The sequence below is a fragment of the Candidatus Obscuribacterales bacterium genome, from assembly GCA_019744775.1.
Classification (GTDB): domain Bacteria; phylum Cyanobacteriota; class Vampirovibrionia; order Obscuribacterales; family Obscuribacteraceae; genus SBAT01.
Genome location: JAIETZ010000002.1, coordinates 128,269 through 145,122 on the forward strand (window position 1 = coordinate 128,269; position 16,854 = coordinate 145,122).

Sequence of the window (16,854 nt, forward strand, 5' to 3'; positions counted from 1 at the left end):
CAATAAACAATGAAGAACTTTCTCAAAGGCTTAGCAGTAGTAATGTTGGCGGCATTCATGCCGTTGCAAGCTGCTCATGCAGTTAGAACAACTTTGACACCGGTAACTTGTCCTAACTTGAATTCCACTATTTCGGCTAACGGTGCTGACTTTACCTTTACTGGTGGAGATGCGGCTAACGGTTATGACTTCGTATCGACCGGCAAAGAAATGGTACTCATTTATAACTCTGATGGTGCCAACGCTTACACCGCCACCATTAAGAGTGCAGCAGATGAACTAGGTCGTACAGGTGACATTACAACCTATTCGTTGTCCGCTGGGGAATATGCCGTATTTGGTCCATTTCCGGTACTCGGCTGGAGACAGACAACCGGCAAGATGAACCTGGATGCGAGCAATAACGCAATCAAGTTCGCAATTATCCGCTTGCGTTAATTGCCACTCGCTCTAACTCAATTACTTAAGGAGTAACAACAATGACAGCAGGTAGAAGGGCATACGGTTCCGAATTTAGACTGGGTGACGGTGGTAGCAACTCCACATTCACCAAAATTGCCAAAGTCTCTAAGTTCAATGCACCAGGCGGCAAGAGAACGATTCTAGATGATAGCGATCATGATAGTGCTGATGGCGCAATGGAATTCATTGCTGGAATGATAAATTTTGGCAAGATCTCCGGTGAACTAACTTACATCAATGATGCAACTCAGCAATCACTGGAATCAGTTTTGGATTCCGGAGCTTTGCAGTATTTCCAAATTGTGATTCCAACAAGTCCATCGAAGCAATTTGATTTCCGTGGAATTGTTGAGGAACTTGGAGATATCACGCTAGATGCCGATGGAAAGATGGTTCAACCATTCACCATCCAAATCAGCGGAAAAGTAACTAGAACATAAGGAGTGTAGACCCGTGGTACTCAATAAAGAACAAATTTTCGCGTTTAAGGATCGTGAGATTCAGAAGGTAGAAATACCTGAATGGGAAGGTCATGTCTGCGTCCGTGTAGTAACTGGCGCAGAAAGACTTGCCCTTGAATCTCTAGTTGCTGGTCTATCTGATGGCTCTCCAGAAGAGCGAATGATGAAGCTAGCTCGAATCATTTGCATGGTTGCATGTGATGAAGAAGGCAAGCCACTCTTTGAAGAATCAGACAGCCAGGAACTGATGAAGAAAAGCGCTAAGCCACTGATGCGAATCGTTCGTTCAGGGACAAAGCTCAATTCTCTTCAAGAGAACGATCTTGAGATCGCAGAAAAAAACTTAGAGAGCAGCCAGACTTAAAATTCTGGTTCATTCTGGCTGCTCAGTTAGGTATGTCGGTTGCTCAAGCTCAAAGAGAAATCAATCTAGTTGAGTTTGTTCACTGGCAAGCCTTTTACAAGATCGAACCATTTGGCGAACAGAGAGACGATTTCAGGAACGGTTATCTGATGAGCTTGTTGGCAAACATCAATAAGAGTAAGGATGCAAGAGCCTTCAAGGCGATTGACTTTATGCCCTTTATTGATGGTGGCACTCGTGAAGAACAAAGTCTTGAAGAACAAGCTCGCATACTGGAACGTTACGTAAGGAACACAAGCAATGGCTAAAGTCGGCGCGGTTACGATGGAGATGCAAGCTGATATTGGTAGCTTTACGCGCAATATCAACAAAGCAGTCAACGAAACTAATAGCGCTGTTAAGAAGATTCAAGGTTCTTTCACCGGATTACAAAATCTGATGATTGGTTTTGGAGCCAGCTTTAGCATTGGTCAGATAGTGCAAGAGGCTGCTGAATCAGAGCTGGCAATGAAGCAGCTGGAAGCAACCATTAGATCCACTGGTGGTACAGCCGGGATTTCTGCTCAAGAGTTAGGGGATTTGTCTAGCCAGCTTCAACAGACTTCCACCTACTCTGATGAAGCAATCCAGAATATGGAATCGTTGCTTCTGACATTCACCAATATTGGTGGCGAAGTAATTCCGCGCGCCTCTCAAGCGATCCTTGATATGTCCACGAAGCTTGGGATCGATCTGAATTCGGCAGCCATGAAAGCTGGCAAGGCTCTTAATGACCCAATCAATGGAATAGCTTCTCTATCCAAGATGGGCATTACTTTCACCGAGAGCCAGAAGAAAGTAATGGAACAGATGGTTCATGCCGGTCATGCTGCCGATGCTCAAGCCATGATTTTGGAAAAGTTGGAAGGCAAGTATGCCGGTGCTGCCGCTGCCGCAAGAGACACGCTTGATGGTGCTCTTAAATCCTTGAGCTTGAGTTTTACTGATTTGCTTGAGCAGATAGGTCTAGATTCTAAAGGTGGTTTGCGTTATGGCACTGAGTTGCTGATTACCAGCTTCCAGTATCTTGCGGCTCATTCAAAAGAAGTAGAGAAGGGCTTATTAGCAATTGCAGTAGCTTCGGCTTCTGTTGTTGCCGTTCAATTGCCAGCAAATATTTCAACTCTAGCGCTAGGAATGGGTAACTTAGCTAGAGCTTTAAACCCTGTGACTCTCGGGTTCGGCTTGCTCATTGGCTCAATCATTTTATTTGATGATCAAATTACAAAGGCTAGAAAAGATCTATACAGCTTTCTGCATATTCCATTGTCAAAGAGTGAAGCAATGGGTTTTGTGGAAACCATAACAAACCTTACATCTAAAGGCTTTTCTACTTTAGCTAAGACGATGCCGGATGTTTCAAAAATCATTGAGGATACCAATAAACGTATTGCTGATTTAACCCGCCTTTCTGGCAAGGCGGGCAATGCTCTAGCTGTTGATTTCGGTGATGCCGTCGAGAAATCCAAGAAAAAAGTTAAGAGCCTGAAAGAACAGATGGATGAACTCTTCCAGAAGGACTATCAGGAAGGCATCAACAACATGATTGCCAACCAGAAGGCTTTGGATGAACAGCTTAAAGGTGCTGTTCAAGGAATGCTTTCGCCGTGGGATACGTACACCCAGAATGTCGGCAAGCTCATGGAACTTGCAAGACAGTTTCCACAGAATGCTGCTGAAATGTCTTTTGCCATTCGGAAACTCTCACAAGAATTCGCGCAATCCACACCGGAAGTTCAGAGGTTCAATGAAACCGCTCAGAAGTTGAAGCAAGAGTTTGCAGCGAGCATGGATGCAACGATTCACAAGGGTGAGGAACTCCGCAAACAAGCGTCTGATACTATCGACATGCTTGATCTCAAAATGGCTGATATGGAGAAGGGTTTCTTCAGTCTAGGTGATGCCTCTAAACAATTAGGCAACAATATCGTCACTGCTTTTGACCAGGCGATTTTCTCTGGCAAGAGCCTTACTGATGTCGTTAAGAATCTTGGGATGGCTATTCTTAGGATTGCGGAACAGCAGTTCATTCTGACGCCATTGCAGAATTTTATAGCTGGCATTCCAAGTATGCTTGGTGGTTTATTCAAGCCAAGTTCTTCTCAGCTCGGTGGTGGAATTCCGTTACAGGGACCGATTCATCTTCCGATGTTAGCTTCGGGTGGTTCTCTCTCTGCTGGTCAGCTTTCAATTGTTGGAGAGAAAGGACCAGAATTATTTCTTCCGAAATCTGACGGAACAGTTATTCCTAATGGCGCTTTCGGCGGCACCTCTCGCCCTAACGTCACCGTCAATATCATCAATCAGACAGATTCGAGAATCGTTCAACAAAGAACGGTTAATCCGGATGGCTCCGAAGATTTCAACGTACTCGTAATGAAAGCGGTTACTAATGGCGTTCAGAATGGTGATGCTGAACTGATGGCAGCATTTAGAAATGCAAGAGCGACAGGAAGGATGTAATGTCGATAGTCTGGCCGACAGCGAATAACTTCCCGCAAGCGCCAAGAATTGGCTATAGATTTTTGCCGCGTGATCCAAACACGCGCACTAATATGGGCGCTGGCGAGCCAAAAGTTAGAAGGCTAACGACTCGGATTATTTACGACTATTCGTTTCAGCTATTGTTGAATGAGGATCAAGTAAATGAGCTTGTAGAAAACTTTTATCTCGTTGATACGAATGCCGGTTCTCAAAAGTTTGAATGGGTGCATCCTCGCACGGGTGCAACGATGGAATTTCGTTTTATGTCAGCACCAGATCCAGTGAGTGTATCGACGAACCTTTATAGCGTTCAAGTTGATCTGGAGGGTTTCGGCTAATGCGAAATCTATTCAGTGGGCTAAGAGACTTACTACATCAACAAGAAATTGAAGATCCAATCTTGCCTTTAATTGAAATCAATCATTCAACGTTCGATGATCCGATTAGAGTAGTATTAAACACCGAGGATATCACCAGCAATGGTGACTTATTCACTGCTTATGCATTTGAACTGAAACTTCTTGATGACAAAAGTGATGAATTGTCGCCCGCGCAATTAGCGGTAGATAACACAGACAGGCGTATAGGCGAATATCTGGAAGGTCTTGCAATTGCTGCTGACGAGGCATTAGTAACTTGCTGGCTCATTGTTGCCAGTTCACCGGATGATAGAACCGTATTTTTTCAAGATCTAACTATTCAGGATGTTAGAGCCGACCAGAACGTAGCTACAGCGGTTTTAGCGGATAACCCTATCGGTGATGAGCTTGTTCCTTATGATAAGTTCACGCCTGGCACAGCTCCGGGGTTATTCAAATGATTCCGAAATGGGTTGAGCAATATGTTGGCTTAGAATACAAAGACTGTGGGCGCGGACCTGAAGCATTTGATTGCTGGGGTTTAGTTCGCCAAATACTCAAAGACCAATTCAATGTTGACGTTCCGGCTTACCTCTATGAGACAAGCCAGGACAGGAAAATAGTTGGTCCTCTAATTGAAGACGAGAGTAAGGCTTATCAACCAGTTGAGGCAGGCAAAGAACAACTTGGTGATCTTGTTGTTCTGAAGCTGGGTAATCTTCCGTTTCACATTGGCATGGTTGTCGGCAAAGGACTATTAGTTCACGCAATGCCTGAAACCAACAGTCATCTTGCCCGCTACAGAGATAATCCTTGGAAGTCTCGCATTCGGGGCTTTTACCGTCATATAGGTATGCCATGTCAGTAAACAAAGATAGAACTGACAAGAACAAGATCAGGGTGTCATTCATTCTGAACCCGATTGAGTTCGAGAAAGAAGAAAAGTATTTCGATTATGGCAAAACCATTGAGCAAATAATTCTTGAGTTCTGTTCTGTATTGCCTGTAGATCTTTTGGTCAATCTAAATGGCAATCCAGTGCCTCGTGAATATTTCAAACTCATTAAACCTAAAGCCGGAAGTTGTTTGAGCTTCCGAGCAATGCCAGCCGGCGGAAAGCGAACGCTGAACATCATAGGTGGCGTTGTCGGATTAGTCGGCGGTGGCTTGGGAATGTTAGGAGCCTTGAGCGGTATAGGGCGCTTGATCTTTGGCGGCATTGCTAGCTTAGGCTTCGGCATGTTGAAGCGCGGATTAACACCACCACCGAGACAATTCACGCCTGCAGTTTCCTCTGTGCCAGGTTTTTCGGCTCCTGCCTATATTGCTCCTGAGCCATTTTCACCAGGCATCATAAGTCAACAGAATGCCACTCGTGATCCTTTGCGTCCATCAATTAGTGGATCTCAAAATCAATCTAACCCTTATGGCGTCATTCCAAAAGTGCTTGGACTCTATAAGATGTTCCCGCCTTTGGCAGCGCAGCCTTATACGGAACTTGTTGGTGATGATCAATATGTCCGAATGCTGCTATGTCTCGGTTATGGTCCTGTGAACGTAACCGATATCAAAATTGGTGAAAACCTTATTGTTGCTAATCCAGTCTATGACACTATTCAGACAGTGACGGGCTCATCGTTTGAAGGCATTGAATATCAACTCATTCAAGGTTATCCAGATGATCCTGAGATAACGTTATTCCCGAATGACGTAAATGAAGAATCATTAGATCTTCCGCTCACATTTGCTGGCGGCAGCCAAACAAGAACCGCTGCCCCTGATGCTGACCAATTGAGCGTAGACATTACATTTCCAAATGGCTTGACTCAGTTCTTCACTGATGGCTCAAGATCATCTAGAACTGTTAACGTTACTGTTGAATATCGAGCAACTGGTAGTTCAGACCCTTGGACTTTGGTTAATACGATTTCGGTAACGGATAATTCAACCGCCACAGTTAGGCGCGGTTTGACATGGGATGTTGCTCAAGGCGATTATGACGTTCGACTTACAAGAACAACTGCAGACAATAGTGACGTTAACATCATTGACCTGGTTAGCTGGTCAGTACTGCGATCCATTCGCAATGTCCAACCTTTTGGACCAATAAAAGATCAACAAGGAAATGTAAAAGGCATTAGCTTGCTCGCTATGCGGATTAAGGGTACTGAGCAGTTACAAGGTACTCCAAATCAAATAAGTTGCTTAGTCGAGTCAATACTTCCTGTATTCGATGGCGTAGATTGGAACGAAGAAGCTACAAGCAATCCAGCGTGGATTTACTCCTATCTCTTTACCGGACCGATTGGTAAAACTAGATTTTCCACCGATAAGATGCACACAGATTCTCTTATGGATTGGGCAGAAAATTGTGATGATGATGGCAGAGAATGTAACTTCATCCTTGATTCACCCACCAACAGATTTGAATTAGCCAAGCAGGTGGCTGCAGTCGGTCGAGCTGGTTTCATGCAAATTGACGGCAAGATCGGGGTGGTTCAAGATTTGGCTCAAGCTGTTCCAGGGTATCTGTTCACCAGCCGGAATATGTGGGGTTTTTCAAGAAGCTGGGTCAGAATTGTCCAACCTCATGCTTTGCGTGTCTTCTTCATTAATCCAGATGCAAACTGGCAGCAAGATGAAGCGGTCGTTTATGACGACGGATATACATCAGCCAATGCCACTATCATTGAAGAATTACAGCTTCCATTCGTTACCAATTATGAGCAGGCATGGAAGGCAGGACGCTATCACTTAGCCGCGTTACGCCTTCGTCCTTTTACCTATGAGTTCTATACCGACATAGAAAACATTCAATTAAGGCGCGGCGATCTCGTTCGCGTTAATCACGATACTTTTGAATGGGGGCGTGGCAATGGGCGTATCAAGGCAGTCACCTTAGACAATGACGGTAATGCCATTTCTGTGACGTTGGATTCACCGATCACGATGCTTGCCGATGAAGCTTATGCAGTACGAATTTCAAAGGCAGATCTAACTCACGTTGTATCTAATGTGGTGTTTGCGCTTGGTGAGCAGAGTACCCTTATATTTACAACGCCAATTCCCTTTGATGATCCTTTGCCTGTAGTTGGAGATCTGTTTGCTTTTGGTTTGGTTGGATTGGAGTCAATTCCTCTCGTTATCAAAGATATTGCCGCTGGTCCTAACTTTTCTGCCAAAATCACAGGCGTTGATTATGCACCTGAAATCCAAGATGCTCCGACCGGTGCGATTCCACCATTTACCAGTAATCAAACCCGCCAAGGTGACTTGCCCCAGCAAGTGATCCCAAAGCCGATTTTAATCAACATCAGATCTGATGAAACGGTATTAGTTAGACAAATTGATGGCACAGATGCCACAAGAATTGCCATTACTTTGGCGCATGTCGATAACTCCATTGGAACGATCCAGGCAAGATTTAGAGCTTCGGATTCGGCAGCCTGGACGACTTTGCCGCCGGTAAATACTCCAACCAATGAAATCTCAATCATTGGCGTAGAAGATGGCGGCACCTACGATATCCAAATAAGGAATATCAGCAGATCCAATAAGTCATCCGAATGGCTGCAAATAAACGATTACTTCGTCCTCGGCAAGCTGAACCCACCGCCTGACGTACCGACACTCACGTTATCCAATGGCAAGGCTAGATGGTCTTATCCGGACGCAATCAAACCACCGGATTTCAAAGGCTTTTACCTGTCATACAACCTCGGCAATAGCACAAACTACGCGACATCTATTCGCGCCCATGACGGTATTTTGACCGTTAATGAATTCGATATTTCCAACCTGCCGATTGGACCGAAAACAATAATGGTCGTTGCAGTTGATACAGCAGGCAATGTCAGCACTACGCCTGCATATATATTCGTTGAGCAGGGCGATCCTATTGATCTCAACTTAGTTGAAGAATATGACTTTGGAGCTGCCAGTTATCCAGGAACATTGACCGGCGGCACTCTTGATAGTGGAGATCTAAAAGCCGACGGCTTAACAGACTTCTGGCCAACGAGTGATCTGGAGTTGTTTTATCCAAGTGACAATAATGCACTTTTCTGGGATGCCGCGCTTTATGACACGATGGTATATGCCACAGATCCGTATTTCCCTGATGCTAATCAATTACCGGCAAGAATGGGCTTGTTATTTACAGTTGAAGCCAGTTCTTACAATATTGAATATCGAATAGTCCGGAAGGTTGATTTCTGGGATGAGGATAGCGTTCCTTTTTGGGACGGTGATTCAGATCCTTTCTGGGATTCAGAAACTATTCCTACAAGTGAATGGTTGCCTTGGCCTGGTTACTTAGACATTCCTTTAGATAGTCCTGATGGCTATCAATTCAGGATCACGACCAATGCCGGCACTACGCAGGGTGTAATTTCACGCTTGATCGTTCAGCTGGATGTGCCAGATATTGAGCAAGTTATAGACAGTGCTGCCATTGCCGATACTGGATCACGCCTGACATTAACCAAGACATTCAGAGTCATTAAGGCAGTTGGAGGCATTGCTATTCACCAGGGCACAGCGCGGTCGGCGGAAATCGTTGATCGTGACGCAACTTTGGGACCACTGATCGAACTATATGATTCATCACACGTTCTAACTTCGGGTACAATCGACGCGATTATAAAGGGGTATTGATATGCACATAGATCATTTCAAACGCTTACTGGCTCTATTGTTGCCAGTGTTCATGCTTTTGAATATGGCACCAGCGCTTGCTTCAACGTTACCGGCAGATGGCTATATAAGTAATGCTGCCAGAACTGTCGGAGAAATGAAAACAGCTCTTGAGACTGTAAGAGATGTGATCGCTGAACTTCCTGGTGGTGCTGCCGCTCAATCCCTGACCATTTCATCTGGAAGCATTACGCCCGCTAATGAAGGCGGTGCCGTAATTGTTGTAGATACCGAAGGCGCTGCAGCTTCTGATGATCTTACAAATATTGTTCAGACTAATACACCTGATGGACGGATCTTGATAGTTACCTCTGCCGACGATGGCAGAGATCCGACAATCAAGAATGCCGCTGGTGGTGCTGGTCAGATCTTCACGGGTGATGGTGCCGATGTCGTATTGAAAACGACAAAGATGTATCTTGTCTTGCGTCGGTCGGGCACTGGATGGAATGAAATCGCTCGTTCTTACGGCGATCAAGTCGGCGACTTCCGTACTTATTTAGGTTTAGGAACTGCTGCCGTAGTAAATACTGGCACAGGTGCTAGTAACGTTCCGACAATCACTCAAGCAGATGCCCGCTATGCCGCGCTTGCTGGTAGTGCTTCTCAAGTATTCTCCGTTAATACTCCCTCGACTTCAAACCATGCGACAACTAAAGCCTATGTTGATGCTGCTCTACAATTACCGGCGTTAACTCAAGGAAGGTTAACGCTTGAAACTGGTGTGGCTTTCAGCACTACTGACCAGTTAGCAAAGACCACCTTATATTTCACGCCACATAACGGCAATAAGATCGCTCTCTATAACGGTTCGTCTTCTTGGGATTTAATTTCCTTTTCTGAGATATCGATTGCCGTACCGGCTACGACAAACACAATGTATGACGTGTTTGTTTATAACAACTCAGGTACTGCAACGCTAGAGCTGACGGCTTGGACGAACGATACGACTAGAGCAACGGCTTTGACTACACAAGATGGCATTCTGGTTAAGACCGGAGCAACTACTCGTAAATTTGTCGGTTGCATGAGAACTACCGGAGTATCCGGTGAGACAGAAGTTTCAACCAAGAGGAAGTTTGTCGCTAATTATTACAACGCAAAAACCACCTTCTTGAAAGCAACCGATCCAACAAATACATGGACAGAAAACAATGCCAGCTTCCATTCAGCCAACGCCAATACAACTGTTGGCGAAGGTCGCCTTGAGTTTATAACTCCGTGGGCTGACCAATTGGTGAGATGTACTCATGCTTCTAAAGCATCAAACAGCAACGGTTCAGTAGCAGCTGCTGCTGGAATAGGACTTGATAGCACTTCAACAAATTCCGCTCAATTAATCGGGTCCACAATACCGGATAACGTCGGACGCGCCCAATATTTTGCTTCGCATTATTCAGGTTATCCGGCTGTCGGGTATCACTACTTGCAAGCATTGGTGGCTGCACCTGGTGGCATTAACCATACCTTCTACGGTGACAACGGTGGGACCGTTGAACAAACCGGGTTACTCGCTGAAGTATTGCATTAGGAGTAGAAATGGCTGATCGCGCTGTCAAAGATTACGTACTGAAAGAAAGAGAGGTCTTTGAAGGGGCTTTTCTGTATTTGCAATCTGACGGTACTCCAGTTGATATGACTGGCTGGACAGCAAAGTTACAGATCAGAAAATCGCCTGGTTCAGCAACTCTTTACGAAACTCTGACAGAAGTTGCAGGGATCACGATTGATACTGTAACAGGTAGAGTTAGTTGGATTATCCACACAGAAGATACAGCCGTGTGGACGTTCAGCAAGGCAGTATGGGACTTGAAACTCATTGACGCATCAGATGATGAGCGAGTCATTATCGAGGGCGCTATCCGGCGTGAAAAGGCGGTAACGCAATGAGTGACACAAGAATTGTTCTCGAGACTGTTAAGATCATTCAGGTTGGTATTCAGGGACCACCAGGACCGCAAGGTGAACAAGGTGAATCAGGACTTGGCGGTATTGCACCTGAGACTAAAACTACGAGTTTCGCGATAGATTCGACCAGTGCTCATGCTTATAGATGCACTGCCACTTTAACAGCAACAATGCCCAATTTTGCAACCGCAGCGGCAGACATTCTTATTGAGATAAAAGCTGTTGGAGGTTCAACAGTCGTGACAGTTGCCGGTGATGCTACTTTCGATGGCGAAGCTGGCATTACGCTCAGCGGTAGCAACAAAGAAGGTGTACGTTTACGAAAAGGTGCAACGGAGTGGGAAGTATGGGGTTAAGAAAATCATTTCTCAGTTTATTGGCCGTATTCGCTATTACAAGCGGATTATCCACATTTGCAGCGCCAAAGACCTATCAGTTAATCACAACGCCTGATCGCGGTGGTACGGGAGCTGACGTATCGAGCGCACCCGCCGGAAGTCTGTTCTATTTCGATACCAGCACTCCAAGAAAATTTACTTGGTTGTCGCCTTCCGGTAATGGCTTGAAGATCTTCCGTTTCAATGTTGCAGCCAATGCAGTTGAAGCAATTGACTATAACTTTTCCAATCTTGCCGGTGCTTTAGCGTCTGGACAAGACTACACAACAGGCGTAAGCGCAAACACTTACACTAAAGTCACCGTAAACGATAAAGGTCGCATTACGTCTGGAACTAGCGCGGCATTCTCCGACTTAACTGGTTCATTGTCTTCTGGGCAAGACTACAATACTGCCGTAACGCCCGGAAGTTACACGAATACCAATATCACGGTTGATGCAAAAGGGCGTATTACAGCTGCAGCAAACGGATCTGGCGGTGGTGTCACAAGTTTTAGCGCAACTCCATCAGGTATCTTTGACGTAGCTAACGCTACAACTACACCGGCTTTGAGTTTAGATAATCAATCAGCTAATACATTTATGGCTGGTCCTACATCCGGCGGCGCGGCAACTCCTGCTTTTAGAACCATGGTAAGCGGTGACATACCATCATCTGCGGCGTTAGCTGGCAGCCCTACGACTACAACTCAGGGTGTTCTAGATAACAGTACCAAGATTGCAACGACAGCTTTCGTGAAATCAACAACCAACTCCCCAGTGTCCCCTTGGAGTTTAATCACTACTTCCGGGCAAGCAACAGCTACCTTGAATACGGCTGCTTCTCCGTGTCCGCTCGTCACATTTCAGTCGGATGGTACGATCATAACGAATGTCCGCGGACAGATGATATATAGCACTAATGCTAATGCCTGTTATGGCGATCAACTTGTGCAATCGGTAAGCGGCGATTTCACGTTAATTGCTCAACTGTGTTCGTCTGAGGATGCTAGTTCAACGGCAACCTACAGAAATCAGCGGCAGTGGGCTGGCGCTGGTCTTATCGTCAGACAAGGTAATACGAATAGTGATAAATATTATGTGATCTCTACCAGTGGGACTGTTGCAAATGCCGTAAATGGCAGTGCCAATTATGGTGTATATACTCAGTACACTACAACAACTGGCGGCAGCGGAACACAGTCATCATTTGTTACTGGCATATCGCTACCCGTTTGGTTGAAATTGGTTGGGTCGAGCGGCAACTATTCTGCTTATTACAGCACTGATGGAACAAACTGGACACAAGTTGGCGCGACTGTGGCGATTTCTTTTTCTGGCAGTTTCAATGTTGGACTGGGAGTAATAACATCTGGCGGACCTGCCAACGACCCAGTGTCAAATCGTGTAGTTTGGCGCAATGTCAGTTTGACTACGCCGTAGGAGAAATTATGAATCAAGCAGTTTTAGCTTTTATAGCGTGGTTAGTGACTCAAGGCATTCCTTGTACTGGTTACACGTCTGTAACTGGTAATGGGACAACTGAATGGCCGCCATCTGCTATTACGCTTACTTTTGATCCTTCGGCAACGCAAAATCAAATAAACCAAGCTTATGAGTTAGTAAATAGCTTTGATTATGTCCCACAAGATCACGCAGGTACACCGAATCCAAGACAATTCCAAACGTTAGTTATGACTGATCCAGGCATTTCAAACACCACTAAAGCTGAATTGATGAAATATTTTGCATTGCTCGATCAGAATGCCGACAACTTAACGGGATTGCAAAACGGCTGGCAAATCTTGATCGCCGCCTACGGTAATTCCTGGCTGACGGATGATGTTCAGACTCGCGTTAAAGCTCATGCCGTTACAGCAAACATGCCGCTAACTCAAGAATAACTTCGGGTAGAATACCGCCAACTTCAAAGGAGCAACAATGCCGAAATTTATAGACGATAAAATCAAAAACATGGCTATAGAAAAAGGCAAAGAAGCCTTGAAATCAGTATTTGAAAAGGTGAAGAGTAACGACCTGGATCACGATGGTATCAAAGACTGGGATGAAGTCTTAGCGGCTCCCCCGAAAGTGCTAGAAGGTTTTCAGGGATGCCTCCAAGGCGTTGGAGCTGTTAAAGAAGGCGCATTGAAGATGGTGGCAGGCGCTAAGCCGGTTGCTGAATTGCTTCTTCTTTACTGGATCACTTATGCACCTAAACCAAAGCCCGAATCGGAATCCAAATAAGTGATAAGGAATAGGGAGAGTGTCGCAAGATGAACCCAATACTGATGTTGCTCATTGCCATAGTGACCGGGATAATCCAAGTGGAATTTCCTTGGTTGTTGAAGAAGATCTTCGGCTAACTCGCGAGCAAATCGAACTTGAAAATGCTCGCTTAGCAGGTCGTTTTTCGATTTATCTAAGCGTAGTGCTTGCACCTATTGCCCTTGTTATGGACTGGCATGCAAAGGCTCATGGCTATCCGACACCTATAAATGATGTTTGGCTCGGTTTGATATTCAGCCCATTAGGTGCCGGCATCTGGATCAAGATTAAGCAGATGAGAATTCCATGGGGTAAGAAATGATGGCTCAAGTATCTGGAGTAGCTCTTGTAGTTCAGGTTACGAGAATAATGAAGATCCTCTTCTTCATTAGCTCTCGCCTAGAGAAACATATTGGATACCGATTAACCTGGTCAACCAAAGAAAGTATCTGCAAGTGTGACGACCGCTGTGTCGAGCAAACGATTCATTTAAGATTCATTCCCTGGAAGATGCAACTTGAGAAGGTTAAGCTATGAACGAACATCTCACCAGCTCAGAAGTAATGATCGCGTGGATCAAATCACCTGGGATAGAAGGTGTTGGTCCCAACGTCAAAGATGGCAGATGTTACCCGTATGTCTGTCCGGCTGGAAAGAAAACAGTAGGTCACGGTCACGTCATTCGTATTGGTGAAGACTTTAGCCATGGGCTAACATTTGCTGAAGCTGATGCGCTGCTAAGAAAAGATCTTAAGGAACGCTTTGAGCCGTTGATTCACAAGTTCGTCAAAGTACCCTTGAATCAACATCAATTTGATGCGCTTGTGTCCTTTGTGTTTAACATCGGGCCTGGCGATCCACGCCGTGGAATTCAGGGATTACTTACTAGCACCTTGCTTAGAAAGCTCAATGTGCGCGATTACAAAGGCGCTGCAGTTGAATTTCCGAAGTGGAATAAAGGCAGAGTCAACGGCGTGTTAACTGTTCTCGGTGGTTTAGTAAAACGCCGTAAGTGGGAACAACTTCGTTTTCAAAAGCCGGTACAAGAGAAATGAAGACCGCTTTGTTGCTTGCCGGATGTGCAGCGCGTGGAGTTATCCAAGCCGGAATGATCCAAGCGGTATTAGACTCCGGCATTGAATATGACATGCTTTACGGTTCATCTGCCGGCGCTCTGAATGGTGCCTTGCTTCACGCTGGTCAGCTTCAAGACATGAAGGACTTGTGGCTGAACATCCGGAACAAAGATGTTTACTCTCAGGCTCCCTGGAATGCTGTAAGAGCAAATAAGGGTTGTCTGTATGATTCAACTCCGTTACTCAAGTTGATTCAACAGAAGATCAATTTCGCGAAGCTCGTAAGCAATCCTAAGCCGTTTATTTTGCACGTAACTGAGATGTATCCTGAATGGAAATCAATTCACGTAAATGCCACTGAGCCTATAGATGCGCTGGCAAAATTACTATGGGCATCAGCATCACCGCCGGTATTGATGCCGCCTGTTCAGATAGGCACAGGCACCTTTACGGATGGCGGCTTGACTAACAATTACAGCGTTGTCGATGCAGTAAATGCAGGCGCTGACAGGTTGATCGTTCTGGCTCCAATGGTGCCGGAGCCAAAACCAATTCGGAATATCATCGACTCAATTGAATTCACGATTTCAATTCAGCTATGGAATCAATTGGAACGTGAATTGAAATTCGTGAATATCTTGAATAACGTGCCAGGTTACAGAAAGATCGAAGTCATCCTAATTACTGCCGACAAGCCGACGGGTATCGGTATCCTTGATTTTGATATCAAAGATCGGCAGAAGTGGATTGATTATGGTTATGAGTTGGCGAAGAATAAGCTGCAGGGCTTATGGTCATAAACATTTCAATAACTGGATCTGTTTTATGTGTTGATTGTTCAAGTAAATGCGGTGGTATTTTGAACAGCGCTTGAATTTCATCAATCATTTTGCGGCGTTCCTTGAAGAACTGTTCATCGTGAAATGTAATAGAAGGCAATACAAGGCAAGTCCAACGATTTTGTTGTCGCAATGCCTTATGGCGATTTCTTTGATGGGTGGTCATTCTTCTTCCTCAATTGCCTTATTGAATGCACCAGGTTCAATTCTGTATAAAAATGAACCAAGTTCTTTGAGTTCTTCTCTGTTTCCAACTGGGTCTTTTCCAGAAAATCTTTTAGCGTAATCCTGTTTGCAATCTTCAGTACAGAATCCACCATCCACCCAATAAAAGTTCCCAATGCTGCCATCTAATGGCGGATCTGCACAATTCTTGCAGGAAAGTTTTCCCTTACGAATGATTTCACATATATCATCTGAATCTAAATCATCCCAGTGATCGCTAATGTGTTGTGCGAGTTCAATAAATAGAGCTTTGTAGTCTGGTTGTTCTTTTATTGTTTGCGGATCTGTCTTAATCAATTGAGCAAGTTCAGCACCACCACCTGCTCCAATATCAAATAATCCGGCAATGAGACTGTCTTGAATTGGCTTACGCTTCTTCTTACTAAACCGACCTAATAGCCGATTGAAGAAAATATCAAATACTCGCATGATAAGGTTCCTTTAAGTGGGTAATTATTCCAAATTCACGAAGAATTCCAGATGGGTAATTATTCCAAATCCATAGTTTTCTACAAACTTTCCCAAATCACAACAAAATGATTCTAGCTTCGCTTTTGTTATCTCACCAGTCGGTATGATTGTTAACGTCGCAGTTATGTCTTGTTCATTGATGATGGCTAATGGTTTTCTAGTCTTTGATGGTCTACCGCCCTTCTTCCCATTGGCAGCACTAGAAGCCGCCTTCTTTGTAGAAGTCTTTTTCCCGCCTACGCGCCCGAGTTCTACCGCTGCCTTGTTCTTCTTGACTGACTTTGTCATGTTATCTACCTCATTCAATAGGGTATGATCCTTTTAAATAGTCAGCCGAGGGAAGGTACACTGTGGATAGTTAGGCAGGGCTTGGATTGGAGCGGGGCGGTTTGTTGTCCGCCTTCGTCCCGAATTGTTTGCACCTGTCCTCCGTCCCTCGACTGACTCAAATATAATAACCTAAGCGCTTAGGTTTTACTAGTTAACTGATTCTGATCTGATGAAAAAGGTACGGAGACTCATTACAACCTCCGTACCTTTCAGCTCCATACCTTGGTTACTTATCCGCTTTCTTGCCATGCAAAACAGTAATCTGCTTTTGCATTCCAGCAACCTTACGCTCAAGTTCTTTGACACGCTCATCTAATTGGCGAGTGTATGCAATAAAGCTATCATTCACATCGCCATCATTTAGAAAGCGTTCGATCAATCCAACTCGATCCTCCAATGCCTCCTTAGGTGTATTGCTAGCAAATGCCGGCAGCGAGATTAATGCAAGCAATCCGGCTAGTATCATTTGTTTTTTCATTTGGTCAGTTCTCCTTTTG

At 44.9% G+C, this 16,854-nt stretch carries 21 protein-coding genes; 18 read left to right on the plus strand and 3 right to left on the minus strand.

The genetic code is table 11. The annotated features are described in order from the left end of the window. Positions 1-9 precede the first annotated feature (9 nt). From K2Y22_04175 to K2Y22_04260, 18 genes are all read left to right on the plus strand, one after another. Positions 10-438 carry a hypothetical protein gene (locus K2Y22_04175; GenBank protein ID MBX9877633.1) on the plus strand — a complete coding sequence of 143 codons (429 nt, stop codon included), beginning with the start codon at positions 10-12 and terminating at the stop codon, positions 436-438. Positions 439-479: 41 nt separating this feature from the next. Next, positions 480-902, plus strand: a complete 423-nt coding sequence (locus K2Y22_04180; GenBank protein MBX9877634.1) for a hypothetical protein — start codon at positions 480-482, stop codon at positions 900-902. Positions 903-915: 13 nt separating this feature from the next. After that, positions 916-1,287, plus strand: coding sequence for a phage tail assembly chaperone (locus K2Y22_04185; protein ID MBX9877635.1), 372 nt, complete (start codon positions 916-918; stop codon positions 1,285-1,287). A 32-nt stretch (positions 1,288-1,319) separates the two neighbouring features. After that, positions 1,320-1,595 carry a DUF4035 domain-containing protein gene (locus K2Y22_04190; GenBank protein MBX9877636.1) on the plus strand — a complete coding sequence of 92 codons (276 nt, stop codon included), beginning with the start codon at positions 1,320-1,322 and terminating at the stop codon, positions 1,593-1,595. After that, entirely contained in the window at positions 1,588-3,789 is a 2,202-nt protein-coding gene (locus tag K2Y22_04195; GenBank protein MBX9877637.1) for a phage tail length tape measure family protein, read from the plus strand. The genes K2Y22_04190 and K2Y22_04195 overlap by 8 nt, the downstream gene beginning before the upstream one ends. Beyond that, entirely contained in the window at positions 3,789-4,148 is a 360-nt protein-coding gene (locus K2Y22_04200) for a hypothetical protein (GenBank protein ID MBX9877638.1), read from the plus strand. The genes K2Y22_04195 and K2Y22_04200 overlap by 1 nt, the downstream gene beginning before the upstream one ends. Further along, positions 4,148-4,630: a DUF1833 domain-containing protein gene (locus K2Y22_04205; protein ID MBX9877639.1), complete on the plus strand. Its 483-nt coding sequence runs from the start codon at positions 4,148-4,150 to the stop codon at positions 4,628-4,630. The genes K2Y22_04200 and K2Y22_04205 overlap by 1 nt, the downstream gene beginning before the upstream one ends. Beyond that, positions 4,627-5,037 (plus strand): C40 family peptidase, encoded by a 411-nt coding sequence (locus K2Y22_04210; protein MBX9877640.1) that lies wholly within the window; start codon positions 4,627-4,629, stop codon positions 5,035-5,037. Before K2Y22_04205 ends, K2Y22_04210 begins: the two co-directional genes overlap by 4 nt. Then, entirely contained in the window at positions 5,028-8,825 is a 3,798-nt protein-coding gene (locus K2Y22_04215; GenBank protein MBX9877641.1) for a hypothetical protein, read from the plus strand. Before K2Y22_04210 ends, K2Y22_04215 begins: the two co-directional genes overlap by 10 nt. A 1-nt stretch (position 8,826) precedes the next feature. Further along, entirely contained in the window at positions 8,827-10,395 is a 1,569-nt protein-coding gene (locus K2Y22_04220) for a hypothetical protein (protein ID MBX9877642.1), read from the plus strand. Positions 10,396-10,403: 8 nt separating this feature from the next. After that, entirely contained in the window at positions 10,404-10,754 is a 351-nt protein-coding gene (locus K2Y22_04225) for a hypothetical protein (GenBank protein MBX9877643.1), read from the plus strand. After that, the gene (locus K2Y22_04230; GenBank protein ID MBX9877644.1) at positions 10,751-11,128 is read left to right on the plus strand and encodes a hypothetical protein; all 378 of its coding nucleotides are present in this window, start codon (positions 10,751-10,753) and stop codon (positions 11,126-11,128) included. The genes K2Y22_04225 and K2Y22_04230 overlap by 4 nt, the downstream gene beginning before the upstream one ends. Continuing rightward, positions 11,119-12,591: a hypothetical protein gene (locus tag K2Y22_04235; GenBank protein MBX9877645.1), complete on the plus strand. Its 1,473-nt coding sequence runs from the start codon at positions 11,119-11,121 to the stop codon at positions 12,589-12,591. The genes K2Y22_04230 and K2Y22_04235 overlap by 10 nt, the downstream gene beginning before the upstream one ends. Positions 12,592-12,599: 8 nt before the next feature. Further along, a complete protein-coding gene (locus K2Y22_04240; GenBank protein ID MBX9877646.1) occupies positions 12,600-13,052 on the plus strand; it encodes a hypothetical protein in 453 nt (150 codons plus the stop codon). 37 nt (positions 13,053-13,089) lie between these two features. Then, positions 13,090-13,395: a hypothetical protein gene (locus K2Y22_04245; GenBank protein MBX9877647.1), complete on the plus strand. Its 306-nt coding sequence runs from the start codon at positions 13,090-13,092 to the stop codon at positions 13,393-13,395. A 19-nt stretch (positions 13,396-13,414) separates the two neighbouring features. Next, on the plus strand, positions 13,415-13,738 hold the full coding sequence (locus K2Y22_04250; GenBank protein MBX9877648.1) for a hypothetical protein: 324 nt from the start codon (positions 13,415-13,417) through the stop codon (positions 13,736-13,738). 211 nt (positions 13,739-13,949) lie between these two features. After that, positions 13,950-14,471, plus strand: a complete 522-nt coding sequence (locus K2Y22_04255; GenBank protein MBX9877649.1) for a lysozyme — start codon at positions 13,950-13,952, stop codon at positions 14,469-14,471. Then, complete coding sequence (locus K2Y22_04260) at positions 14,468-15,292, plus strand: patatin-like phospholipase family protein (GenBank protein ID MBX9877650.1); 825 nt, start codon at positions 14,468-14,470, stop codon at positions 15,290-15,292. The genes K2Y22_04255 and K2Y22_04260 overlap by 4 nt, the downstream gene beginning before the upstream one ends. 201 nt (positions 15,293-15,493) lie before the next feature. On the opposite strand, the gene K2Y22_04265 is transcribed toward K2Y22_04260, so the two are convergent. The 3 genes from K2Y22_04265 to K2Y22_04275 form a co-directional block, all read right to left on the minus strand. Continuing rightward, positions 15,494-15,985, minus strand: a complete 492-nt coding sequence (locus tag K2Y22_04265) for a hypothetical protein (protein MBX9877651.1) — start codon at positions 15,983-15,985, stop codon at positions 15,494-15,496. A gap of 24 nt (positions 15,986-16,009) precedes the next feature. Beyond that, complete coding sequence (locus K2Y22_04270; GenBank protein ID MBX9877652.1) at positions 16,010-16,315, minus strand: hypothetical protein; 306 nt, start codon at positions 16,313-16,315, stop codon at positions 16,010-16,012. Between the two features lie 268 nt (positions 16,316-16,583). Continuing rightward, positions 16,584-16,835, minus strand: a complete 252-nt coding sequence (locus K2Y22_04275; protein ID MBX9877653.1) for a hypothetical protein — start codon at positions 16,833-16,835, stop codon at positions 16,584-16,586. Between the last annotated feature and the right edge of the window lie 19 nt (positions 16,836-16,854).